The sequence below is a fragment of the Nocardia sp. CA-145437 genome (assembly GCF_050956485.1).
In the GTDB taxonomy this organism is placed as follows: domain Bacteria; phylum Actinomycetota; class Actinomycetes; order Mycobacteriales; family Mycobacteriaceae; genus Nocardia.
The window spans coordinates 6,825,763-6,847,481 of the sequence record NZ_CP191204.1 but is presented as its reverse complement, the minus strand read 5'-3'; the positions used below and the strand labels follow the sequence as shown (position 1 = coordinate 6,847,481).

Sequence of the window (21,719 nt, the reverse complement as noted above, 5' to 3'; positions counted from 1 at the left end):
CGGCTGCGCCGCTTGCGAATACCGCCGCGTATACAGCGGCTGTATTCGTGGAACGAAAGGTAAACGTGAAGTGTTGCGCCGGAATGACTCTCGATTAATGTCCGATTTCCCATGTTGCACGGGCATGAAATTCTGCTCACCGCACCGTGATTCGGATCGTGCGGACGAGTCATCGACGCAGCTCACACATGGTTTCGGTCGTCTGTCCGAGTATTTTGACAGCTGGCACCGGCGCGATGTGAGCAGTGAGGCGGCCTCGGGCGGCGGCCCTACTGAATGATGTACGGGGATATGGAACTTCGGTGTTCGCTGATGTCCAGGGATTTGCCGAGGGGTGGGAAGGCGCGCTGGGGGCAGTTGGAGCGTTCGCATACCCGGCAGCCGGCGCCGATCGGAGTTGCCTTGGGCTCGTTGAGGTCCAGGCCGTCGGCGTAGACGGTACGGCCGGCGTGGCGGAGTTCGCAGCCGAGGCCGATAGCGAAGGTTTTGCTGGGTTCGCCGTAGCGGGTGGCGCGGCGTTCCACGGTGCGGGCCACCCAGAGGTACTTGCGGCCGTCGGGCATCTGGGCGATCTGGGTCATGATCTTCGCGGGGTAGGCGAAGGTCTCGTAGACGTTCCACAGGGGGCAGGTGCCGCCGCTGGAGGAGAAGTGGAAGCCGGTCGCGGACTGGCGTTTCGACATGTTGCCGGCGCGGTCCACGCGGACGAAGGAGAACGGGACGCCGCGGAGTTTGGGGCGCTGCAGGGTGGACAGGCGGTGGCAGATGGTCTCGTAGCTCTGCGTGAAGAAGGCCGACAGGCGTTCGATGTCGTAGCGGAAGTCCTCGGCCACCTCGTGGAAATGGGTGTACGGCAGGACGGTCGCGGCCGCGAAATAGTTGGCCAGGCCCAATTTCGCCAGCACGATCGACTCCTGGCTGGAGAAATTGCCCTCGGCCACCAGCTTTTCGATGAGGTCGCCGCATTCCAGATAGGCGAGTTCGGCGGCGAGTTTGAAGACGCGCTGGCCGCCGGAGAGGTGGGGGGCGATCTCGAGGCGGCGGGCGATCGGGTCGAAGCGATGCAGGACGCCGTCGCCGAGGTCGATGCGTTCGACGATCTGGACACCGTGGGCGTCGGAGAGGCGGCGCGGGATCTCACGTTTCAGGTCGCCGCCGTGGAAACGCATGCGATGCGTGAGTTCCTCGGCGGCGGTGTCCAATTCGTGAATGTAGTTCTGGCGCTGATAGAAGTAGTCGCGGACTTCCTCGTGCGGTTTCGAGATGGCGGCCGAACCGCTGCCGTCGGCGAACCGGTCCTCGGTGGCCGCGGCCAGCTGGGCGGTGGTGTTCCGATAGCGGCGGTGCATGTTCACCATGGCGCGCGCCAAACCCGGATGCGCGGACACCATTTCGGCGATCTCCTGCGCGTCGGCCTCCACCCCGAGTTCCTGATCCATCACGACCTCCTGGAGTTCGGCGATGAGCCGGGTGTCGTCCTGGGAGGAGAAGAAGCCGGCGTCGACGCCGAAGACTTCGCTAATGCGCAGCAATACCGGTACGGTGAGCGGGCGCACGTCGTGTTCGATCTGATTGAGATAGCTAGCCGAGATCTCGAGCTTCTTGGCCAGCGAGACCTGACTCAAACCGCGCTCGGTGCGCAGCTGCCGCAGCCGCGCTCCGACGTAAGTCTTGGCCATGCGCCCAGTTTATTGGCGAATTCACATCCCTGCCAATCGCAGGATTAGCAGACCCGCTGAGCAATGCATCACACCGATGTCGGTAGCCCGGGATACCGTCGGGAAATGCTCTTGTCCGAAGTGGTCGAAGCATCAGCCGCCGTGCGGGCGACATCGTCCCGCAAGAACAAGATCAATATCTTCGCCGAGCTGCTGAAACGGGCCGAGGCGGGGGAGTTGGCGCAGGTCGTGGCATGGTTGTCCGGCGAGCTGACCCAGGGCCGGATCGGCACCGGATGGCGAACGCTGACCGGGCTCGAGGTGGAGTCCGCGACCGTCCCCACCCTGGCCGTGGAAACTGTGGACAACTTCTTCGAGCAGCTTTCCGGGGTGAGCGGCTCCGGGTCGGCCGCCCGGCGGCAGAAGCTGCTGGCCACCCTGTTCGGGGCCGCCGTGCGGGACGAGCACGACTTCCTGATCCGCCTGCTCACCGGGGAGATGCGGCAGGGGGCGCTGACCGCCATCGTCGCCGAAGCCGTGGCCGTCGCCTTCGACGTGCCGATCGCCGCGGTGCGGCGGGCGCACATGCTGTCCGGGCAGCTGCCGGTGACCGCGGTCGCGGCCCGCACCGGCGGGGCGGCGGCCCTGGAGGCGTTCCGGCTCCAGGTGGGGCGGGCCATCCAGCCGATGCTGGCCTCGCCCGGCGCCAGCCTCGAGGAGGCGGTGGCCGAATTCGACGGGCAGGTCAGTGTCGAGCACAAGATGGACGGCGCGCGCATCCAGGTGCACCGCGACGGCGACCAGGTGTGGGTGTTCACCCGGACCCTGCGCGATATCACCGCGAGCGTTCCCGAATTGGTGGAACTGGTGCGGAAATTGGATTGCACCAGTGTCGTGCTCGACGGAGAAACCCTGGCGCTCAACGATTCCGGGCGGCCGCGGCCGTTCCAGGAGACCATGAGCCGCTTCGGCGCGACCGTCGCCCAGGAACTGCTGCTGCACCCGTATTTCTTCGACTGCCTGCATCTGAACGGGGAGGATCTGCTCGACGCGCCGTTGCGGGATCGCCGCCGGGCGCTCACCGAGGTGGCCGGGGGTCTCGGCATCCCGGCGCTCATCGCCCCCGATCCCGAACGCGCCGCCGAGTATTTCGACGGTGCGCTCGCCGCGGGGCACGAAGGCATCATGATCAAATCCCTGGACGCGCCGTATGCGGCGGGCCGTCGTGGGCGGGCCTGGCAGAAGATCAAGCCCACTCACACCCTCGACCTGATCGTGCTGGGCGCGGAATGGGGCTACGGCCGCCGCACCGGCTATCTGTCGAATCTTCATCTGGGCGCGCGGGATCCGCAGGGCGGGCCGCCGATCATGGTCGGCAAGACGTTCAAGGGCCTCACCGATGCCCTGCTGCAATGGCAGACCAGTGAATTCCCCCGCCATGAACGCGATCGCGACGCGAATACCGTCTATCTCCATCCGGAACTGGTGGTCGAGATCGCGTTGGACGGAGTGCAGAACAGCCCCCGCTATTCCGGCGGAGTCGCCCTCCGCTTCGCCCGGGTCGTTCGTTATCGCCCCGACAAGGAACCCCGCCAGGCCGACACCATCGACACCATTCGGGCCCTGCTACCCGAGGCGAAATAGGGGCTTTCCCCGAGAATCCCGAGAGCCGGTCCTCTCACAGGGGATTCACAGCTGAAACCTGGGTCGCTCCGAGATTCGTATCGCACGATTCGGTGGTCGAGCTTCGGCGGACGGTTGTCAGGTGACGGGTCGTCGCAGGAACTGCCACCGCATCTCCCACGCGGAATTCCCTGCACGCCCCGTGCCATCCGCCGACTCGACGGTGGATTGCGCATGGTCCACCTTGTGGCCGGTGGTGCCCCGCCCCCTCGCCGGGCACCGCCGGCCGCGGTCATCTCTCGCGGCGGTCAGGATTCGTAGTCGTGGGTGCCGGTGAGGTTCGGCAGCCGGCGGCGGCCCGCCGCGAGTTCGCCCGCGAGATCCTCGTAGGCGATGGCCAATTCGGTGAGCCGCTGGGCGGCGTCGAGCGTGGCGGCGTCGGGCGACATGGCGAGGGACAGGTAGGCCAGCGCGGAGAACTGGGCCAGCCGGTCCACCACGGTGCCGACGGTCTCGGTGTGCAGGTGCGCGTCGCGGGCGGCCTTGGGCATCTCGGCCGCCACCCAGCAGTCGATGTCGTGCACCAGCCGGGCCCGGTCATGGTCGATGCGGTTGGTGCCATCGGCGGAGGTGAGCCGACGCTCGTGCAGGTCCGCGAGTAATCCGGCGCAGCGCAGTACCGGATGGTTGTCGGGGGGCAGGCCGCGGCAGGCCTGCAGCAGGAGGTGTTTCGGCGGGAGCGGATGCACGGCCGACATCCTGCCCCTCGAATGTCTCCGAACGGCAACGACATTCGGTGCCACATTGCCGTCCAGGGGTTGCATCCGGTGCCGTGACGTGCCGTGATGGTGGAGTGATCGTCACCGTGACCATGAACCCCGCCTACGACATGACCTACCGGGTGGAGCATTTCGAGCGTGGTCGCGCGCATCGGGTGCACTCGGTGGACCAGCGGCTGGGCGGGCGTGGCATCAATGTCACGCGGGTGCTCAACCAGCTCGGCAAGTACGCCCGCGCCACCGGATTCTCGGATCACTCCTTCGCGGCCGCGGCGGAACTCGAGATGCCGGTGGACTTCGTGCACGCGCTGCCGTGGGTGCGGCGCACCGTGGTGATCAGTGAGTCCGACGACGGCACCGCGACCGCGCTGTGGGAGCCGGGGCCGCGGGTCACCGAGCCGCGCGCGGTGGATCAGTTGCGGGTGCGGGTGGCGGGGCTGCTGTCGGACATGAGCGGGCTGGTCATCTCCGGGTCGCTGCCGGGCGGGGTGAGCGCGGGGCTGCCCGCCGAGCTGGCCCGGACCGCCATCGCCCGGGGCGTGCCCACGGTCTGCGATTGTGACGGTCAGACACTGGAATTGGCGGCGCGGGTGCCGGGCATCGTGCTCACCCCGAATGTCGAGGAGCTGGAACGGCTGACCGGCCGCCCGGCGGGCACCGTTCCGGAGATCCTGGGGGCCGTGGATCCGCTGATCGCGGACGGTGTGGGCGCGGTGGTGGTGACCCGCGGCGGCGACGGCATGGTGGCGGTGACCCCGACCCGGGCCTGGACGGCCGCGCTGCCGAAGCCGCTGGCGGGCAACCCCACCGGGGCGGGGGACGCGGCGGTGGCGGCCATCATCGCGGCGCTGGCCGCCGAGGCCGCCCCCGACTGGCCGGCACTGCTCGCCGACGCGGTCGCCACCTCGGCCGCGGCGGTGGTGATCCCGGTCGCGGGCGAGATCGACCGGGTGCTGCGGGACCGGCTGCTGCCCACCGTGCGGGTGCGGGAACTGGAGACGGTCGCGGTCCGGCCGTAGATCGCACCGTGCTCAACCACGGGCGGCGACGGCCGCGGCCGGGAAAACAGACCCGGCGGCGTGGTGGCCCGATCGGGGGATGACTCGGGGTTACGTTGGGGGAGTGTCGGACCTGGAGACTCAACCCGATCGAGGGTCGGGTGTCGGGAATGGATATCGCATGCCGCGGGTGGTGCGCGCGGCGCAGGTGCTCGCCGTGGGCATGGGCGTGCTGGGCGTGCTGTGCGTGGCGGCCTCGGGCTGGTTGATGGGTGCGAAGGCGGCCATCGTGACCGGGGTGCCGTTCGTCCCGGCGCTGCTGCTCGGGCTGGTGGGGTTGACCTTCCATTCCGAGGGCCAGGCGATCCGGGTCGGCGCGATCCTGGTGGCGGTTCTGAACATGTTCTGGACGGTGCCGTCGATCCTGGACGGTCGGCCGCCGGGTCCGCTGGGTCCGCTGGTGTCGCTGGCGGTGATCGTGCTGCTGTTCCGCCGCGAGGCGCGGGACTGGTTCGAGCCGTCGAGCTTCTGGTGAACGATCCGGCCGCACCGTAACAAGTCGGTCATCTCGTCCGTTCATTCGCAATCCGCCCGCAATTGCGGGCACCTACCGTGGCCTTATGAGTTCGGAAGTGGCCGCGGGGACGGGCATTCACATCAGCGGGCTGAGCAAGACCTTCCGGTCGGGGCGGCGGACGGTGGCCGCCCTGGACGCGGTGGATCTGCACACCGAACAGGGCGCGTTCCTGTCGCTGCTGGGGCCCTCGGGCTGCGGCAAGTCCACGATCCTGCGCATCCTCGCGGATCTGGAGTCGCCGTCGGCGGGGACGGCGCGGATCAATGGCGAGACCCCGGCCGAGCTGCGGCGGCGGCATCAGTTCGGGATCGCCTTCCAGGATTCGGCGCTGTTGCCGTGGCGCAGTGTGGAATCCAATATCAAGCTGCCATTGCAGGTGGCGGGCCTGCCGGTGGACCGGGAGCTGATCGCGGACCTGATCGCGCTGGTCGGGCTGGAGGGCTTCGAGAAGAGCAAGCCCGCGCAGCTGTCCGGCGGTATGCGGCAACGGGTTTCGATCGCGCGCGCCCTGGTGGTGAAACCGACCATCCTGCTGCTCGACGAACCGTTCGGCGCGCTCGACGACATGACCCGGCAGCGGCTGAACCTGGAACTGCTGCGCATCTGGACCGAGAAGCCCGCCACCACCCTGATGGTCACGCACGGCATCGCCGAGGCCGTCTTCCTCTCCGACGTGGTCGCGGTGATGAGCCCGCGGCCGGGCCGGGTGGTGGAGATCGTCGAGATCGATCTGCCGCGGCCGCGCACCCCGGAGATGATGCGCACCCCCGAATTCCACAAGCTGCACGACTATCTGTCGGAGCTGCTGTTCGGGCGCAGCGGGCACGGAGGGGTGGCGACGGAATGAACCGCCTGTCCCGAATCGGCGGCGCGGCGGGCATTCTCGCGCTGCTCCTGCTGTGGACCCTGCTGGCCGAGCTGCGCGTCGCGGGCGGCACGGTGCCCAGCCCGTGGACGGTGCTGCACACCATGTACACCGATGGCTGGGCGCTCTACGGGCCGAACTTCCGGATCACCGCGTGGGGCGCGCTGCAGGGCTTCGCGTGGGGGAACGGGCTGGCCATCGTGCTGGCGGTGCTGGTGGTGCTGATCCCGCCGATCGAAATGCTGGTCACCCAGCTGGCCATCCTCAGCTACTGCACGCCGCTGCTGGCGCTGGGGCCGATCATCCTGGTGGTGTTCGGCGGCCGCACACCCACGGTGTTCCTGGCGGCCATGTACTGCTTCTTCACCACCATGGTCGGGACGGTGTCGGGCCTGCGCTCGGCCGATCCCACCGGACTGGATCTGGTGCGCGCCTATGGCGGCGGACGCTGGCAGCGACTGTGGCGGGTGCAGCTGATCGCGGCGCTGCCGAACACCTTGGCGGCCTTGAAGATCGCCGCGCCGTCCGCGGTGCTGGGCGCGATCATCGGCGAGTACCTGGGCGGCGTGGACAGCGGCATCGGAGTGGCGCTGACCGCCGCGCAGACCGCCTACAACGTGCCGCGCACCTGGGGCATGGCGCTGGCCGCGGCCGCGCTGGCCGGGCTCGGCTACGCGATCGTGGCGCTGGCGGCCCGCATCGCGGTGCCGTGGACTCGGGCGGAGGCGTGATGCGGACGGCGACCGGAGGCGTGATGAGAACCCTGAACGTGCTGCGGCCGATCGGCAGATTCCTGTTGCCGCTGCTGGTCTCGCTGATCCTGCTGGTGGCGCTGTGGTACGGCTTCCTGAAGCTGTATCCGCAGGTCGGGCTGGTCGGCAAGAGTCCGGGCGAGGTGTGGCGGTACCTGGTCACCGGGCCCACCTCCGAGTCCGCCCGCAAGGTCATCGTCGGTGAACTGCGGATCACGCTGCGGGACGCGGCGATCGGGTTCGGTTCGGGGATGGGTGCGGCGCTGCTGGTGGCCGCGGTGTTCGTGGGCGTCCCGGCGGTGGCGCAGGCGTTCATGCCGGTGGCCATGCTGCTGCGGTCGGTGCCGCTGGTCGCGATCACCCCGATCATCGTGCTGGTGTTCGGCCGCGGGCTGCTGGGCGTGACCGTCATGGCGGCGATCGTGGTGTTCTTCCCGGCGCTGGTGATGATCATGACCGGCTTGCGGTCCGCGCCCCGGCAGGCCACCGAACTCGTGGTGGCCTACGGGGGCTCGCATTGGACGGCCTTGCGCATGGTGGCGCTGCCCGCCGCGCTGCCGTCGGTGTTCGCGGCGGCGCGAATCTCGGTGCCGGGCGCGCTCATCGGGGCACTGCTCGGCGAATGGCTGGGCAGTGGAACAGGTTTGGGCGCGGGCCTGATCCGTGCGATTCCCACGTTCCAGTACAACCGGTTGTGGGCCTCGATCGCGCTGGTCACGGTGGTGTCGGTGGTGGCCTACGCGGTGGTCGGCGTAGTGGAGAACCTGGTGCTGGCGCGGTTCTCGCCGCGCACCGGACGGGATTGAGCACACGAGTTAACGCGGCGCATACAAATACGTTGGTCAAAGCAAAAAATCGGAAATCGAAACCGCCTACATTCGCCGCATGAGTGGTTTGTTCCGGCCGGTTCCGGTCGCGCAGTTGTCCATGGGCCGTCGCTCCTTCTTCCGCTACGCCGGGCTGGCCGGTGCGGCGGTGAGCGGGGCCGGGGTGCTCGCCGCCTGCGGAAAGGACTCGTCGGGCGGCGGGAACGGCAGTGTCGCCGACGGTTCCAAGTTCGGGACCGTGGCGGTGCAGTTGTCCTGGCTGAAGAACATCGAATTCGCGGGGGAGTATTTCGCCGATTCCAAGGGCTATTACAAGGACGCCGGATTCGGGTCGGTGAATCTGATCGCGGGCGGCGCGGCCAGCACCTCGGTGGAGGCCGGGCTCGGCACCGGCAAGATCTGGATCGGCATGTCCGCGCCGCAGACCACCGCGCCCGCGATTCTGGAAGGTCTGCCCGCCAAGATCGTCGGCACCACGTATCAGAAGAACCCCTTCTGCATCGTGAGCGCCGCGAACAAGCCGATCCGCAGCCCGCAGGACATGAAGGGCCGCAAGATCGGGGTGCAGGACACCAATCAGCTCATCTTCAACGCGCTGCTCGCCGCCAACAACATGTCACCGGGCGACGTCACCGTGGTGCCCGCGCAATACGATCCGACGCCGCTGGCCAACGGCGAGGTGGACGGGTGGGTCAGCTACGCCACCAACGAGCCGATCACGCTGGCGTCCAAGGGTTTCCAGAACATCAACTTCCTGTTCGCCGACTTCGGGCTGCCGCTGGTCGCCGAGACTCTCACCGTGCACCAGAAGACCATCGACACCGAACGCGACAAGCTGAAGGCGTTCCTGATGGCGGAGGTGAAGGGCTGGAAGGACGCCGTCGCCAACCCGGGCGAGGGGGCGCGGCTGGCCGTCGAGGTGTACGGCAAGGACCAGCGCCTGGAATTGAAGGAACAATCACTGGAGGCGATGGCGCAGAACGATCTCGTGGTCTCCGCGAACACCAAGGCCAACGGCCTGTTCACCATGACCGACGAGCTCATCGCGCAGAACATCGCGGCGCTCGGCAAGTCGAAGATCGACATCAAGGCCGACCAGCTGTTCGACCTGTCGGTGCTGAAGGAGATGTTCGCCGAGCACCCGGAACTGAAGCAGTAGACCGGGATCGGGGGTCAGCGCGCCAGTTGCACGTGCCGCCGGCCCCCACCCGGCGAGGCGGACAGCGGCTCCGCCGACCTGCCGTTGCGCACCGCCAGCAGTTCCGCGGCGATCGAGACGGCGGTCTCGGCCGGGGTGCGCGCCCCCACGTCCAGGCCCGCCGGGGAGTGCAGGCGGGACAGGGTCTCGTCGCTGAAACCGCCCGCCTGCAGGGCCTCCAGTCGATGCCCGTGCGACGCCGAGGTACCCAGGGCGGCCAGATACCCCAGCTCGGGTAGTCGCAAAGCGACGGTGAGCAAAGGGATTTCGAATTTCGGGTCGTGCGAGAGCACCACCATGGCGGTGTCGCGATCGATCTCACCGGCCGAGGCCAGGGTGTTGAGATAGCGGTGCGGCCAGTCGACCACCACCTCGCAGCCGGGATAGGCGGTCGAGTTGGCGAAGGTCGGGCGGGCGTCGACGATGGTGATCCGGTAGCCGAGCAGCCGGGCCTGGGTGGCCAGCGCGCTCGCGAAAGCATTGGCCCCCACCAGGATCAGGTGCGGCGGGCGGGCGAACGAGGACACGAACACGTCGGAGTCGGGGAGCGAGACCAGCTCGGTGCCGTGCTTGCGATCGGTGATGAGGTGCTGCCCGATCACATCCGGATCGGAGTGCCAGACCACGGTGAACAGGGTGACCTGACGCTGCGCGTCGATATCCGCCGCGATATCCGGGAATTCCGGAAAGTGCCTGCGCGAGAACGGTTCCGTGAAGACGTCGAGGGTGCCGACACAGTCCATCTGGGCATCCAGACCGCTGCCCGGACCGAACCGCTGCAGCCCGCGCCGACCGGTGCGCGCCGATTCCGCGGCAGCCTCGTACGCGGCGGCCTCGGCGCAGCCCGCCGAGATGGATCCGAAGGCCCGGCCGTCGGCGTCCACCACCATGGCCGAACCGATCGGCACCGGTGTCGCGCCCTGCGCCCGAACGAGAGTGGCCAACCCTCCGGTTCGCCCGCTGTGCCACACCCGAAGAAGGTCGTCGATGATTTCCCGCATCACATGCTCCCGCTCACAGTGCGCTGCCCGCCGGATAATCCCGATCGATCCCCGTAGCGAGGTCATCGCACGTGACGCACACCATATCCGCTCGTTCCCGTAAATAAGTGCCCGCCCCTGAATTTCCCTCCGCGCTCGCGCGGACCCCGGCCCAGTGCGCGCGCCCCAGCACCACCGGATGACCCGGGACCGACCCGAAGAACGCTCGCGCCACACGGCTCTCGCTCGTTCGCGCCGCCGCGATCACCCGCGCCACCACCTCGGGGCCGACGTCCGGCGTGTCCACCGGCATGATGGCCACGAACTCGGCGGGGGAGTGGGCCGCGCCGGCATCGGCGTTCCCCGCCGCGACAGTCCGCGCCGCAACTGTTGAATCTGCGGGCTGACCTGCTGTTGTCGTGGATTCGCCGGTCCCGGTGAAGCGTGTGGTGATCCCGGGCGTGGCTGCCGCCGCCAGGCCCGCGCGGGTCGACGCACTCAGCCCGAGGTCCCAGTCCTCGGCCCAAATAGGTTGCACGCCTTCGGGTATCGCTATGCCCGAGGTTTGCGACACCAGCCAGCCGCCGTTCGCTGCCCGATACGCGGGCCCGGTCGCGCCCAGCACCACGACGATCCGTTCGCAGCCGCCGTCCCGCAGCGCCCGCACCGCCCCGCGCAGCCACGCGCCACCCTCGGCCAGCACTTTCGGCATGCCATATCGCCGACCGGCACCGGCCGCGAGCAGAATTCCATCGCAGCGTTCGGGACTCACGCGAGCAGGGTAATCCGGCCCGCGCAGGTTCGCTGGCCAAGTGACCAGAAGGGTAGCCCGACCGGCCCGCCGCACATCGGACCAGATGGGACGGTGCGGGCCGCACCGATGGGCCGCGCGGTCACGAGCCGAGCGCGGTCAGCGTCTGCTGGACCTTCAGCAGGCGGGCGGGGTCGATGCCCTCGCAGAGCGTGCGGGCCTTCTCCAGATAGACCTGTGCCAGGGCCGGGTTGTCGGCGCGGCGTTCGAGCTCGCCGAGCGCCCACCACGCGGCCGCCTCGCCGCCCGCGTCGGACATGCCGCGGGTGAGGGCGCGCGACTCCTCGTATTTGATGCGGGCGGCGTCGAATTCGCCGCGATTGCGGTGGATGTGGCCGAAACCGCGCAGGGTGTCGATCTGGAGCAGGGTGTCCGGGATCTCCTTGCTGATCCGGTACGCCTCCTCGAACAGCGTCCAGGCTTCGTCCAGATCGCCGCGCAGACCCGCGATCCCGCCCAGTCCCCACACCGACCAGCCCTCGCAGTAGCCGTCCCCGATCCGCAGCGCGATGGCGTGCGCCCGGTGGTAGTACTCGTCGCCGGCGGCGTATCGCTCGCTGAGCCGCTCGATATGGCCGAGCTCGCGCAGGGCGTCGCACTCCAGGTGCAGGTCACCGAGCGAATGCGCGATGCGCAGGACCTGCCGGACCGCGTCGCGGGCGGCATCGCGGCGATCCTGGTGCCGTAGCGCGGCGGCATGCCAGAGCAGGGCGCGGGCGGTGCGGGCATGATCGCCGATGTCCTCGGCCAGCCGCCGGGCATGTTCGAAACACACTGCCGCCCTGGAGTATTCGCGCACCGTCTTGAGCAGGTGGCCGAGGCCGTACCAGGCGTCGCATTCCGCGGTCCGATCGCCGATGGCGTGATTGATCGAGGTGGCGAGCTCGAACATGCTGCGGCTCTCGGCCAGATAGCCCAGGGTGGCGAGCTGCCCGGCCAGCAGATCGGCGAACCGCGCGGTGTCCGAGGTGCGTTCGGCGGTGCGGGCGCACGCCAGCATCGTGCCCAGCCGCTCCTCGAACCACAGCCGGGCCTGCATGACGGCCATGTTCGGATTCCGGAAGTCGCGGCCCGCGTGCGGATGCACGGTGTCGAACGGACGCGGTTTGCCGATACCGCTCGCCGTCTCCAGATAGTGCCCGAGCAGGCGGCCCAGCGCGGCCCCGTGCTCGCCGGGCAGGCTCTCCGCGTCGGCACGGCAGCGGGCGTAGAGGTGCAGCAGATTGTGCATCCGATACCGCTGATGACCCGGACGGCTGGCGAGCTGATCGATCATCCCGTCCTCGAAGACCCGCTGCAGCAGGCGTTTCGCGGCCGAGTCCTCGGCCTGCGCCATGGCCGCGAAATCATCGGAGGACACCGTCGAACTCGGGAACCAGCCGAGCAGCCGCACCGCGCGACGCGCCTCCTCGTCGCGGAGCCGGGCGTACGAGAGGGCGAAGGCGTCGCGCATGGACTCGTCCTCGGCGGAGAACTTGTCGAGGATCAGCTCCGCCGGGCACATACCCACGCTCGGCCCGGCCGCGGGCAGCGTCACCAGGGTGCTCAGGGCGTCGAGGTCGTCACGCAGGTCCGCCAATAGTCCGGGCCGGCGGCTGATCCGGCCCGCCACCAAGCGGATCGGCAGCGGCAGCCCGCCCGCCACCTCCACGATCCGGCGGGCCGCTGCGGAGTCGTAGCCCGCGCCCAGATTGCCCAGCGTGGCCAGCATCTCCTCGGCCTCGTCCGGGCCCAGCGGCTCCAGCTCCAGCTGATTGACCCGCACCATGCCGGTCAGCGGCCGCCGGCTGGTGATCACCACGAAGCAGCTCGGCGACTGCGGCAGCAGCGGCCGGATCTGCTTGCTCTCCAGCACATCGTCGAACACCACGAGCAGCCGTCGCCCCGCGGTCTCCCGCCGCCACAGCTGCGCCAACCGGCCCTGATCGGCCCGCAGCGGCGGCCGCACCCCCAACTGACTCAGGCCCGCCGCCAGCAGGCGGGACGCGCTGGCCGCGCCCGCGTCCCGATCGTGACTGCGCATCCCCAGCCACACCGCGCCGTCCGGGAAGCGGTCCGCGAACTTGGCGACCAGCTGCCGGGTGAAGGCGGTCTTGCCCACCCCGGCGACACCCGTGATCAACTGCGCGCGGGAGTCGCCCAGGAAGTGCAGGTCCACCCGGCGGCGCATCTCCTCCAGGGGATGGCGGCGCCCGATGAAGGTCGTCGAATCCGCCGTCGGCACGTACAACTGCCCGGCCCCGGTCCGGTTGAGCCCCAGGCGTTCCCGCGCGGCCTGGTAGGCGCGGCGATCACCCGGCGACAGATGCGCCAGATCCTCGATGTCGACCAGCCGATCCCAGGTGGTGTTGTACACCAGCGCGAGCAACTCCAGCGTGTGCAGCGCGGGCGCCCGATAGCCGTACCCCTCCGGTGTGCGGGCCGGCCACTTCTCGATCTCGCACAGACGGCTGTTCTTCATCCGCGGCTCCCGGTGGCCGTCCGGATCCACCAGGGGCGCGAGCTGATTGAACCGCTCTGCGGCCTGCCGTTGATTGAGGCCGTTGGCCTTGCGCCACGCCGCCCGCGGCCGCAGCCCCCGCCGCATCAGCTCGACGGCCAGCGGCTCCACCAGGGTCTGCTCGCTCAGACCGAGCGCCCGCAGCGAACGGCCGAGCCGGGCGATCTCCTGCGAGGAAGCGGCGGTCGACTCCATCGGGGCACCTCCTCGCCCGCCCGCCATCGCCCGGCAATCGGTGCACCGGGCGTATTCGCTTGGCGGACAGCTGTATTCGCTATCGACGGTAGCGAAGAAATCCGGGGCCGGGCGGGAAACTTCCGGGCCGGGGCCCACGCTCGGCGCAGGTCGGAGCCGGACCGGGCCGGGAAGAAACGGCGGGACAACGCGGTACGGGGACGGCGGCTCGCGGACGGTCCAATGGAAGCGTCGGGCAATGCCGGAACGGGGCGGGTCCGAATGGAACGGAGGATCGGATCGATGGCCGTAGTGGAGTACGAGTGGCTGATCACCTCGGACGTCGCCCACGAGGTGGCGTTCCGGGTGGATGTGCCCGAGCGGGGACGGGGACGGTGGGTGCTCTCCTACCTGCCCACGACCCGGCGACTGACCAGGGAACAGGCCCTGGCCGGTGTCCGGCTCGCGGAGTTGATACTGCTCGGATTTCCCGGGCCCACAGCGGAATTCGACGCCGAAGCGGCGAGCCTGCACGCCGCGCTGATCGGGCTCGGCCTCACCGAGGCCATGTGTCTGCTCGCCCTGCGCGACACCGGCGGCGACGCGGAGGCGGAGTCGCGCGAGGAAGGCGAGACGCGGGCGCGGCGGCCGATCGAGCGATGCCATCCCCGACCCTCGGGGTCCCGCGAGGCGGCCACCGGTGTCCGGACCCGGCCTGAGCAGGAAGCGATCCGATGATCATCTACGTCGGCGGGCTCGGCATGTACGTGCCGTTCCCGCGCCGGATCCATGCCGGATGGTTCGCCATCGGGTGCGCTGCGGTACTGACGTTCGCCGTCACGGTCATGCTCGTGGTGGCGGCCGGCTGCGGGACCCGGGTGTCCACCGAACCCGGCCCGCCGCCGACCCCGCCGCCCGTGGCGCTCGTCGAGCCGGCGACGGGCTGAGGGGTGCCCGCCGGAAACCCGAGGCCCCGCACCGGATTCGGTGCGGGGCCTCGGGGATGCCGGGTGGGGCGACGGTCAGAACAGGGCCAGAGCGGCGATCAGGCCGGACAGGGCGACGGTCTGCAGGGCGACCCGCGCATTGAGGATGCTGTCCCACTTGTCCTGCAGCGCACGGGCATCGGCGGGGATGACGCCGGTCCGCGCGGCCGCGGTCTGCGCGGTGTTGATCGGCTTGGCGATGAGGACGTAGCAGGCCAGCCAGGTGAGCAGGGCCGCGAGCGCGAGTCCGGCGGCGACCGCGGCGGCGGCCTGCCCGCCGGCGATCGCGCAGCCGAGGGCGAGGACGGCGGTGATGATGCCGCCGGCGCCGAAGATCGGCATGCGCTTGTCGCCGTAGTAGTGACCCCAGCCGGCGCTGATCGTCACGGTCGCGTCGTCGAGGTGGTCGCGGTAGACGGACCGGGTAATGAGGGCGACGGACCAGTCGGTTCCGTAGACGACGGCATTGGCGAGGATCGCGAGGGCGGCGAGGATCTGGCCGGTCAGGATGAACATCGGGGGCCTCTTTCGGCTGAAATCTAGCGGCGCTAGGAACTGAAGCAACGATAACAACACTCTGGCTAGATTGTCTAGCGATGCTAGAAATTTGGTTCTCGGTCGACCGAACGGTCTGGAATTCGGACCCCGGTGGCGTGCCTCACAACCACCAAGATCAGACTGTGCTGTGAAGGTGCTCACATCTCGACGGCCGTCGGCGCGTCACGCACCGGTGGCCCGCATCACCCAAACAGTACGGGCGTTATGCAAAACTGCACGTCAGCGCTACTGGCAAGTAGATTCCACCGCTGCTATTAACAGGCAAATTTTGCAGGCTTAGCAAGATGCCGGTGAAAGCTAGCGGGGATTCACACTTGCAACAGGTAGACGGACATTTTTTCCTGTGCCATCGTGTGGAAGTACACCTCGCGGGCCTAGCAAGTCTGCAAATTGCCGCTCCAGCAGTGGTCGAACATCCGCCTCGGAGTTCGACTCGCGGGGCTACCGAGACCGAACGAAGAAGTGGAGTCAGAGATGTCGAAGGTCGGCACCCCGAAGACCGCTGCGGAACTTCAGCAGGATTGGGACACCAACCCCCGCTGGAAGGGCGTCACCCGCAACTACACCGCCGAGCAGGTCGTGAAGCTGCAGGGCACCGTCGTCGAGGAGCACACCCTCGCTCGCCGTGGTGCCGAGATCCTCTGGGATCTCGTCAACAACGAGGACTACATCAACTCGCTGGGCGCCCTCACCGGCAACCAGGCCGTGCAGCAGGTTCGCGCCGGCCTGAAGGCCATCTACCTGTCCGGTTGGCAGGTCGCCGGTGACGCCAACCTGTCCGGCCACACCTACCCGGACCAGTCGCTGTACCCGGCCAACTCGGTTCCGGCCGTGGTGCGTCGCATCAACAACGCGCTGCTGCGCGCCGACGAGATCGCCAAGGTCGAGGGTGACACCTCGGTCGCCAACTGGCTGGCCCCGATCGTCGCCGACGCCGAGGCCGGCTTCGGTGGCGCGCTGAACGCCTACGAGCTGCAGAAGGCCATGATCGCCTCCGGCGCGGCCGGCGTGCACTGGGAGGACCAGCTGGCCTCCGAGAAGAAGTGTGGCCACCTGGGCGGCAAGGTGCTGATCCCCACCCAGCAGCACATCCGCACCCTGACCTCCGCGCGTCTGGCCGCCGATGTCGCCGACGTGCCGTCGGTGATCATCGCCCGCACCGACGCCGAGGCCGCCACCCTCATCACCTCCGATGTGGACGAGCGCGACCGCGAGTTCCTGGACGGCACCCGCACCGCCGAGGGCTTCTTCGGCACCAAGAACGGCATCGAGCCCTGCATCGCGCGTGCCAAGGCCTACGCCCCCTACGCCGACCTCATCTGGATGGAGACCGGCGTGCCGGACCTCGAGGTCGCGCGCAAGTTCGCCGAGGCCGTCCGCAGCGAGTTCCCGGACCAGCTGCTGGCCTACAACTGCTCGCCGTCCTTCAACTGGAAGGCGCACCTGGACGACGCCACCATCGCGAAGTTCCAGCGTGAGCTGGGCGCCATGGGCTTCAAGTTCCAGTTCATCACCCTGGCCGGCTTCCACTCGCTGAACTACGGCATGTTCGACCTGGCGCACGGCTACGCCCGCGAGGGCATGACCGCGTTCGTCGACCTGCAGGAGCGCGAGTTCAAGGCCGCCGCCGAGCGTGGCTTCACCGCCGTCAAGCACCAGCGTGAGGTCGGCGCCGGCTACTTCGACACCATCGCCACCACCGTGGACCCGAACACCTCCACCGCGGCGCTGAAGGGCTCCACCGAAGAGGGTCAGTTCCACTGAGCCACAACAGGTCCTGAGGACCTGTACCCGGGGCGGTAGTCGCATCACAACCTCCGCCGCCCCGGGAACCTCGAACTCCCGCCGGGAGAGATGGCAAGCCTCTCCCGGCGGGGTGTTCACCCGCCCTTCCCGTCGACAGCCCCGGCGGGGAGGGCATTTTCCTATAGCGTTTTTTGCAAGTCCGTTTTTTCGAGACCTTAAGAAGGCGCAGGGTCGTTCGGTACGACGCCTTCATCCACAGCCACGACGGCCAAACAGCAGGAGCGGGACGTGAGCAGCGAAAAGATTCAGCGCGTCGGCATTATCGGTGCCGGACAGATGGGCGCGGGCATCGCAGAGGTCTGCGCCCGAGCACACGTCGATGTGCTCGTCTTCGAACAGACCCGTGAACTGGCTGCCGCCGGTCGCGCCCGCATCCTGCGGTCGCTGGACCGCGGGGTGTCCAGCGGCAAGATCACCGAGCGCGAGCGCGAGCAGGCCGCCTGGCGGCTGCGCTTCACCAGCGACCTCGGCGACTTCGCCGACCGCCAGCTGGTGGTCGAGGCCGTCGTGGAGAACGAGGACGTGAAGACCGCGATCTTCAGCGAACTCGACAAGGTCGTCACCGACCCCAACGCGGTGCTGGCCTCCAACACCTCCTCCATTCCGATCATGAAGATCGCCGTGGCGACCAACAACCCGGAGCGGGTGGTCGGCATGCATTTCTTCAACCCGGTGCCGGTGCTGCCGCTCGTCGAGCTGGTCACCACCCTCAAGACCACCGAGACCGTCACCAAGCGCGCCGAGCAGTTCGCCGCCGACGTGCTGGGCAAGCAGGTCGTGCGCTCCGCCGACCGCTCCGGTTTCGTGGTCAACGCGCTGCTGGTGCCCTACCTGCTCTCGGCCATCCGGATGGTCGAATCCGGTTTCGCCACCAAGGAAGACGTCGACAAGGCCATGGTGCTGGGCTGTGCCCACCCGATGGGCCCGCTGGCGCTGACCGACCTGGTCGGCCTCGACACCGTGAAGTCCATCGCCGACTCCATGTACTCGGAGTTCAAGGAGCCGCTCTACAGCGCGCCGCCGCTGCTGATGCGCATGGTCGAAGCGGGTCTCCTCGGTAAGAAGGCCGGAGCGGGCTTCTACCAGTACAACCGAGGCTAGAAGCAGCAGGCTAGAAGCAGCCAAACGATGAGTCGCCCGGTTCTTTGTTGCGGGTAACGTGACAACTGATTTCGTAAGAATCGGGTAACTCGTCGGGTACGTCCAAAATTGGCGCTGCACCTGACCGCCGGCCGCGTGTGCATTGGCTACGGCTCTTAGTCTGGCCTGAAGGCGCGGAGAGGCGGGTTAGCCCGCAGCTCGGAAGGAGTGTCCTTCTCATGGTCAACGTCGCCGACGGATTCGGGTCCAGCATTCTGGGTTACCCGCGGATCGGGCAACACCGCGAACTCAAGCGTGCACTCGAGTCGTATTGGCACGGCACGCTTTCCCGTGACGAACTGCTCGCGGTCGGGCGCGAGATTCAGGAGAGTCAGTATCTGGAGCTGGCCGCCACCGGGTTGACCCAGGTCCCCGGCAACACCTTCTCCTACTACGACCACATTCTCGACAACGCGCTGCTGTTCGGCGCGGTCCCGCAGCGGTTCGAGCCCTTCCGGGACAGCCTGGACCCGTTGGACTTCTACTTCCTGATGGCTCGCGGCCGGCCCGATCTGCCGCCGCTCGAGCTGGTCAAGCTGCTGAACACGCCGTACCACTACCGGCAGCCGGAACTCGAGACCGACACCGAGTTCTCACTGCACCCCGAAGCGCTGCTCGACGAATTCGACCGCGCCAAGGCCGCGGGCATCGAGCTGCGTCCGGTGGTGCTCGGCCCGCTGTCGCTGCTGCTGCTGTCCAAGACCGGACACGTGCCCGGCGAGACCGAATTCGACAAGCTGGTGCTGCTCGACAAGCTGCTACCGGTGTACGAGGAACTGTTCGAGGTGCTCGCCAAGCGGGGCGCGACCTGCGTGCAGCTCGACGAGCCCTGTTTCACCAGCGACCGCTCGCCCTCCACCATGGAGCTGTTCGAGAAGACCTACCAGCGGCTGTCCAAGGCCCCGCTGCGCCCGCGCATGCTGGTCACCGGTTCGTACGGCGATTTCGGTGAGGCCACCGAAATCCTGTGCCGCACTGCGGTCGAGGCCATCGGCCTGGACCTGGCCAGCTACCGGGTCCGGCCCGAGGACCTGGCCGCCATCCCCGGCATCAAGCGCAAGCGGCTCTACGCCGGCGTCATCAGCGGCACCAATGTGTGGCGCGCCGACCGGTACGTGACGCTGGAATACCTCAACGCGCTCGCCCAGGTCTGCCCCGACATGGTGGTGTCCACCGGCGCCTCGCTGCTGCACGTGCCCTACGACGTGCTGCGCGAATACGAGCTGGAGGGCAATGTCGCCGACCGTCTCGCCTTCGCCAAGCAGAAGGTGCTGGAAGTGGTCTCGCTGGCCAAGGCGCTGACCGAGGGCCCTTCCGAGAAGTGGCGCAAGAAGCCGACCTCGGTGCACTTCAAGCAGAAGCACGCGGTGCGCCAGCGCGTCTACGCCGTGACCCCGCAGATGCGGGTGCGCGAACCGTACGAGACGCGAAAGCTGGCGCAGCAGGCCAAACTTCAGCTGCCGCTGGTGCCCGCCACCACGCTGGGCTCGTTCCCGCAGAGCGCGACCGCCCGGCAGGCGCGGCACGACCTCGGTCAGGGCCGTTTGTCATTCGACGAGTACCGCAAGCGCATCGAAGCCGAGATCGAGTCCACCATCCGGTTGCAGGAGGACATCGGCCTGGATGTGCTGGTGCACGGCGAGCACGAGCGCAACGACATGATCCAGTTCTTCGCCGAACAGCTGGACGGCATGGCCACCACCCACTTCGGCTGGGTGCAGGTGTACGGCTCCCGCTGTGTGCGCCCGCCGATCGTGTACGGCGACGTGGCCCGCCCCGAACCCATGTCGGTGTCGTGGACCGCGTACGCGCAATCGCTCACCGACAAGCCGGTCAAGGGCATGGTCACCGGTCCGGTCACCATGCTCGCCCGCTCCTTCGTGCGTCAGGACCAGCCGCTCTACGAGACCGCCGACCAGGTGGCGCTGGCCATCCGCGACGAGGTCGTGGACCTGGAGAAGGCGGGCATCGCCATCATCCAGGTGGACGAGCCGTCCATCCGCGAGCTGCTGCCGCTGCGCAAGAAGGGACAGGCCGAGTACCTGCGCTGGGCGGTCGGCGCGTTCAAGCTGGCCACCTCCGGCATCAAGCCCGAGACCCAGATCCACACGCACATCGGCTATTCCAGCCGCGGCGACGTGGTGGCGGCCATCGAGGAACTCGACGCCGACGTCACCGCCATCGTCGCCACCCGCTCCATCGAATGGGTGCTGGAGGCGTTGAAGGAGGACTGCGCCGAGGGACGCGGCCTCACCCACGGCGTCGGGCCCGGCGTCTACGAATCGCGGTCCGCGCGGATCCCGGACATCGACGAACTGGACGAGCTGCTCACCGCGGCCGCCGAGGCGGTCAGCCCGGAACGACTGTGGGCCAACCCGGACGGCGGTCTCAAGACCCGTCACCACTGGCAGCTGGATCCGTCGCTGCGCAATATGGTGGCCGCCGCCCGTCGCGTCCGCCGCCGCGCGGAAGCGGCTGCGGGCGAAACCGCCTGAGGCCGTAGCGTTCTCACCCCGGAACCCCGGTTCGATCCGCCGATCGGACCGGGGTTCCGCGCGTTCGCTGTCACGAATCGGTCATGAACCCGCGATTGGCGCACCCACGACCGGAAGGGCGATCAGATACCGCCGGACCAGCGGGGGAAGTGGGTCCGCGGACTCCCGGAAATGTCGGTGGGCCTCGCTACGGTGTGGGCGTGAACCGCACGGACCGGCTCTACGCGATCGTCGAGGAGTTGCGGGCGGTGTCGCCGCGCCTGCGCACCGCACGGGAACTCGCCGCGCGGCACGGGGTGAGCGTGCGCACGGTCGAGCGGGATATCAGCGCGCTCCAGCAGTCGGGTGTCCCCATCTACGCCGATGTGGGGCGGCGGGGCGGGTACGCGCTGGAGAAGAGCATGTCGCTGCCGCCGCTCAACTTCACCGCGGCCGAGGCGGTGGCGCTGGCCGTCGCGGTGGCGCGCGCCGACGGCGGTCCGTTCGCCGATGCGGGGCGCAGCGCGCTGCGCAAGATCCTGGCCGCCATGTCCGCCCAGAATGCCGCCGCGGCACGGCAATTGGCGCTGCGGGTGCGGCTGCTCGAATCACCGGAGGCGGTCGCGCCCATGCCGGTGCCGCCCGAGGTGGAGCAGGCCGTGGTGGCGCGGCGGGTGCTGCGCATCGAATACCTGGATCGGGCAGGCGTGCACAGTGAGCGCGAGGTGGAACCGGTGGCCTTGCTGCACGGCGGCCGGGGCTGGTACCTGCTGGGCTGGTGCCTGCTGCGCGACGAACCGCGCAATTTCCGGCTCGACCGGATGAAGGCGATCGAGCTGACCGAGCGGATCGGGGCGGAGCGGTCCATCGAGACGTGCAGCCCGGCCGAGCCGGTGCACGAGATCCGGATGATCTCGCTCGGCTAGGTCCGGAAAACACCGACAAAAGATCGGGAAACACCGACAGGGGGTTGTCGCCGGGCGGCGAGATCGTGGTGGGGCACAAGAAATCCA

General features: G+C 68.5%; 19 protein-coding genes. 13 read left to right on the top strand and 6 right to left on the bottom strand.

Annotation, left to right across the window (positions count from 1 at the left end; genetic code table 11):
* Window positions 1-269: 269 nt before the first annotated feature.
* Entirely contained in the window at window positions 270-1,679 is a 1,410-nt protein-coding gene (ramB, locus tag ACQPYY_RS31685) for an acetate metabolism transcriptional regulator RamB (RefSeq protein WP_433592005.1), read from the bottom strand.
* A gap of 105 nt (window positions 1,680-1,784) precedes the next feature.
* Between ramB and ACQPYY_RS31680 the strand changes: the two genes are divergently transcribed.
* Complete coding sequence (locus ACQPYY_RS31680; protein ID WP_433592004.1) at window positions 1,785-3,302, top strand: ATP-dependent DNA ligase; 1,518 nt, start codon at window positions 1,785-1,787, stop codon at window positions 3,300-3,302.
* 287 nt (window positions 3,303-3,589) lie between these two features.
* Here ACQPYY_RS31680 and ACQPYY_RS31675 read toward each other — a convergent pair whose 3' ends face one another.
* Window positions 3,590-4,030: a DUF4254 domain-containing protein gene (locus ACQPYY_RS31675; protein WP_379091977.1), complete on the bottom strand. Its 441-nt coding sequence runs from the start codon at window positions 4,028-4,030 to the stop codon at window positions 3,590-3,592.
* A gap of 116 nt (window positions 4,031-4,146) precedes the next feature.
* On the opposite strand from ACQPYY_RS31675, the gene ACQPYY_RS31670 reads away from it, so the two are divergent.
* From ACQPYY_RS31670 to ACQPYY_RS31645, 6 genes are all read left to right on the top strand, one after another.
* Window positions 4,147-5,079, top strand: coding sequence for a hexose kinase (locus ACQPYY_RS31670; RefSeq protein WP_379091980.1), 933 nt, complete (start codon window positions 4,147-4,149; stop codon window positions 5,077-5,079).
* A 160-nt stretch (window positions 5,080-5,239) separates the two neighbouring features.
* The gene (locus ACQPYY_RS31665) at window positions 5,240-5,593 is read left to right on the top strand and encodes a hypothetical protein (protein WP_379091983.1); all 354 of its coding nucleotides are present in this window, start codon (window positions 5,240-5,242) and stop codon (window positions 5,591-5,593) included.
* Between the two features lie 85 nt (window positions 5,594-5,678).
* Entirely contained in the window at window positions 5,679-6,482 is an 804-nt protein-coding gene (locus ACQPYY_RS31660; protein ID WP_357281969.1) for an ABC transporter ATP-binding protein, read from the top strand.
* Entirely contained in the window at window positions 6,479-7,231 is a 753-nt protein-coding gene (locus ACQPYY_RS31655; protein ID WP_433592003.1) for an ABC transporter permease, read from the top strand. The genes ACQPYY_RS31660 and ACQPYY_RS31655 overlap by 4 nt, the downstream gene beginning before the upstream one ends.
* 32 nt (window positions 7,232-7,263) lie before the next feature.
* Window positions 7,264-8,058, top strand: a complete 795-nt coding sequence (locus tag ACQPYY_RS31650) for an ABC transporter permease (protein WP_433594777.1) — start codon at window positions 7,264-7,266, stop codon at window positions 8,056-8,058.
* 79 nt (window positions 8,059-8,137) lie between these two features.
* A complete protein-coding gene (locus ACQPYY_RS31645; RefSeq protein WP_433592002.1) occupies window positions 8,138-9,238 on the top strand; it encodes an ABC transporter substrate-binding protein in 1,101 nt (366 codons plus the stop codon).
* A 14-nt stretch (window positions 9,239-9,252) separates the two neighbouring features.
* On the opposite strand, the gene ACQPYY_RS31640 is transcribed toward ACQPYY_RS31645, so the two are convergent.
* From ACQPYY_RS31640 to ACQPYY_RS31630, 3 genes are all read right to left on the bottom strand, one after another.
* The gene (locus ACQPYY_RS31640; protein ID WP_379091995.1) at window positions 9,253-10,278 is read right to left on the bottom strand and encodes an XdhC family protein; all 1,026 of its coding nucleotides are present in this window, start codon (window positions 10,276-10,278) and stop codon (window positions 9,253-9,255) included.
* Between the two features lie 13 nt (window positions 10,279-10,291).
* Window positions 10,292-11,029, bottom strand: coding sequence for a nucleotidyltransferase family protein (locus ACQPYY_RS31635; RefSeq protein ID WP_433592001.1), 738 nt, complete (start codon window positions 11,027-11,029; stop codon window positions 10,292-10,294).
* A 121-nt stretch (window positions 11,030-11,150) separates the two neighbouring features.
* On the bottom strand, window positions 11,151-13,763 hold the full coding sequence (locus tag ACQPYY_RS31630) for a tetratricopeptide repeat protein (protein ID WP_433592000.1): 2,613 nt from the start codon (window positions 13,761-13,763) through the stop codon (window positions 11,151-11,153).
* Between the two features lie 282 nt (window positions 13,764-14,045).
* Between ACQPYY_RS31630 and ACQPYY_RS31625 the strand changes: the two genes are divergently transcribed.
* Together ACQPYY_RS31625 and ACQPYY_RS31620 are read left to right on the top strand one after the other, a co-directional pair.
* Window positions 14,046-14,480: a hypothetical protein gene (locus ACQPYY_RS31625; RefSeq protein WP_433591999.1), complete on the top strand. Its 435-nt coding sequence runs from the start codon at window positions 14,046-14,048 to the stop codon at window positions 14,478-14,480.
* Window positions 14,477-14,689 (top strand): hypothetical protein, encoded by a 213-nt coding sequence (locus ACQPYY_RS31620; RefSeq protein WP_433591998.1) that lies wholly within the window; start codon window positions 14,477-14,479, stop codon window positions 14,687-14,689. The genes ACQPYY_RS31625 and ACQPYY_RS31620 overlap by 4 nt, the downstream gene beginning before the upstream one ends.
* A gap of 75 nt (window positions 14,690-14,764) precedes the next feature.
* Here ACQPYY_RS31620 and ACQPYY_RS31615 read toward each other — a convergent pair whose 3' ends face one another.
* On the bottom strand, window positions 14,765-15,244 hold the full coding sequence (locus ACQPYY_RS31615; protein WP_433591997.1) for a DUF1772 domain-containing protein: 480 nt from the start codon (window positions 15,242-15,244) through the stop codon (window positions 14,765-14,767).
* A 516-nt stretch (window positions 15,245-15,760) separates the two neighbouring features.
* On the opposite strand from ACQPYY_RS31615, the gene aceA reads away from it, so the two are divergent.
* The 4 genes from aceA (at window position 15,761) to ACQPYY_RS31595 (ending at window position 21,632) form a co-directional block, all read left to right on the top strand.
* Window positions 15,761-17,050 carry an isocitrate lyase gene (gene aceA / locus ACQPYY_RS31610; protein WP_213559092.1) on the top strand — a complete coding sequence of 430 codons (1,290 nt, stop codon included), beginning with the start codon at window positions 15,761-15,763 and terminating at the stop codon, window positions 17,048-17,050.
* 270 nt (window positions 17,051-17,320) lie between these two features.
* Window positions 17,321-18,193, top strand: a complete 873-nt coding sequence (locus ACQPYY_RS31605; RefSeq protein ID WP_379092010.1) for a 3-hydroxybutyryl-CoA dehydrogenase — start codon at window positions 17,321-17,323, stop codon at window positions 18,191-18,193.
* Window positions 18,194-18,411: 218 nt separating this feature from the next.
* Window positions 18,412-20,727, top strand: a complete 2,316-nt coding sequence (metE, locus tag ACQPYY_RS31600; RefSeq protein ID WP_379092013.1) for a 5-methyltetrahydropteroyltriglutamate--homocysteine S-methyltransferase — start codon at window positions 18,412-18,414, stop codon at window positions 20,725-20,727.
* 200 nt (window positions 20,728-20,927) lie between these two features.
* Window positions 20,928-21,632, top strand: a complete 705-nt coding sequence (locus ACQPYY_RS31595) for a helix-turn-helix transcriptional regulator (protein WP_433591996.1) — start codon at window positions 20,928-20,930, stop codon at window positions 21,630-21,632.
* The last annotated feature ends 87 nt before the right edge of the window (window positions 21,633-21,719 follow it).

Excerpts from the sequence above, each read along its gene's own strand:
- ACQPYY_RS31645 (WP_433592002.1), top strand. The coding sequence starts at position 8,138 with ATGAGTGGTTTGTTCCGGCCGGTTCCGGTCGCGCAGTTGTCCATGGGC.
- ACQPYY_RS31640 (WP_379091995.1), bottom strand. The coding sequence starts at position 10,278 with ATGCGGGAAATCATCGACGACCTTCTTCGGGTGTGGCACAGCGGGCGA.
- ramB (WP_433592005.1), bottom strand. The coding sequence starts at position 1,679 with ATGGCCAAGACTTACGTCGGAGCGCGGCTGCGGCAGCTGCGCACCGAG.
- ACQPYY_RS31655 (WP_433592003.1), top strand. The coding sequence starts at position 6,479 with ATGAACCGCCTGTCCCGAATCGGCGGCGCGGCGGGCATTCTCGCGCTG.
- ACQPYY_RS31615 (WP_433591997.1), bottom strand. The coding sequence starts at position 15,244 with ATGTTCATCCTGACCGGCCAGATCCTCGCCGCCCTCGCGATCCTCGCC.
- ACQPYY_RS31660 (WP_357281969.1), top strand. The coding sequence starts at position 5,679 with ATGAGTTCGGAAGTGGCCGCGGGGACGGGCATTCACATCAGCGGGCTG.
- ACQPYY_RS31625 (WP_433591999.1), top strand. The coding sequence starts at position 14,046 with ATGGCCGTAGTGGAGTACGAGTGGCTGATCACCTCGGACGTCGCCCAC.
- ACQPYY_RS31680 (WP_433592004.1), top strand. The coding sequence starts at position 1,785 with ATGCTCTTGTCCGAAGTGGTCGAAGCATCAGCCGCCGTGCGGGCGACA.
- metE (WP_379092013.1), top strand. The coding sequence starts at position 18,412 with ATGGTCAACGTCGCCGACGGATTCGGGTCCAGCATTCTGGGTTACCCG.
- ACQPYY_RS31620 (WP_433591998.1), top strand. The coding sequence starts at position 14,477 with ATGATCATCTACGTCGGCGGGCTCGGCATGTACGTGCCGTTCCCGCGC.
- ACQPYY_RS31665 (WP_379091983.1), top strand. The coding sequence starts at position 5,240 with ATGCCGCGGGTGGTGCGCGCGGCGCAGGTGCTCGCCGTGGGCATGGGC.
- aceA (WP_213559092.1), top strand. The coding sequence starts at position 15,761 with ATGTCGAAGGTCGGCACCCCGAAGACCGCTGCGGAACTTCAGCAGGAT.
- ACQPYY_RS31630 (WP_433592000.1), bottom strand. The coding sequence starts at position 13,763 with ATGGAGTCGACCGCCGCTTCCTCGCAGGAGATCGCCCGGCTCGGCCGT.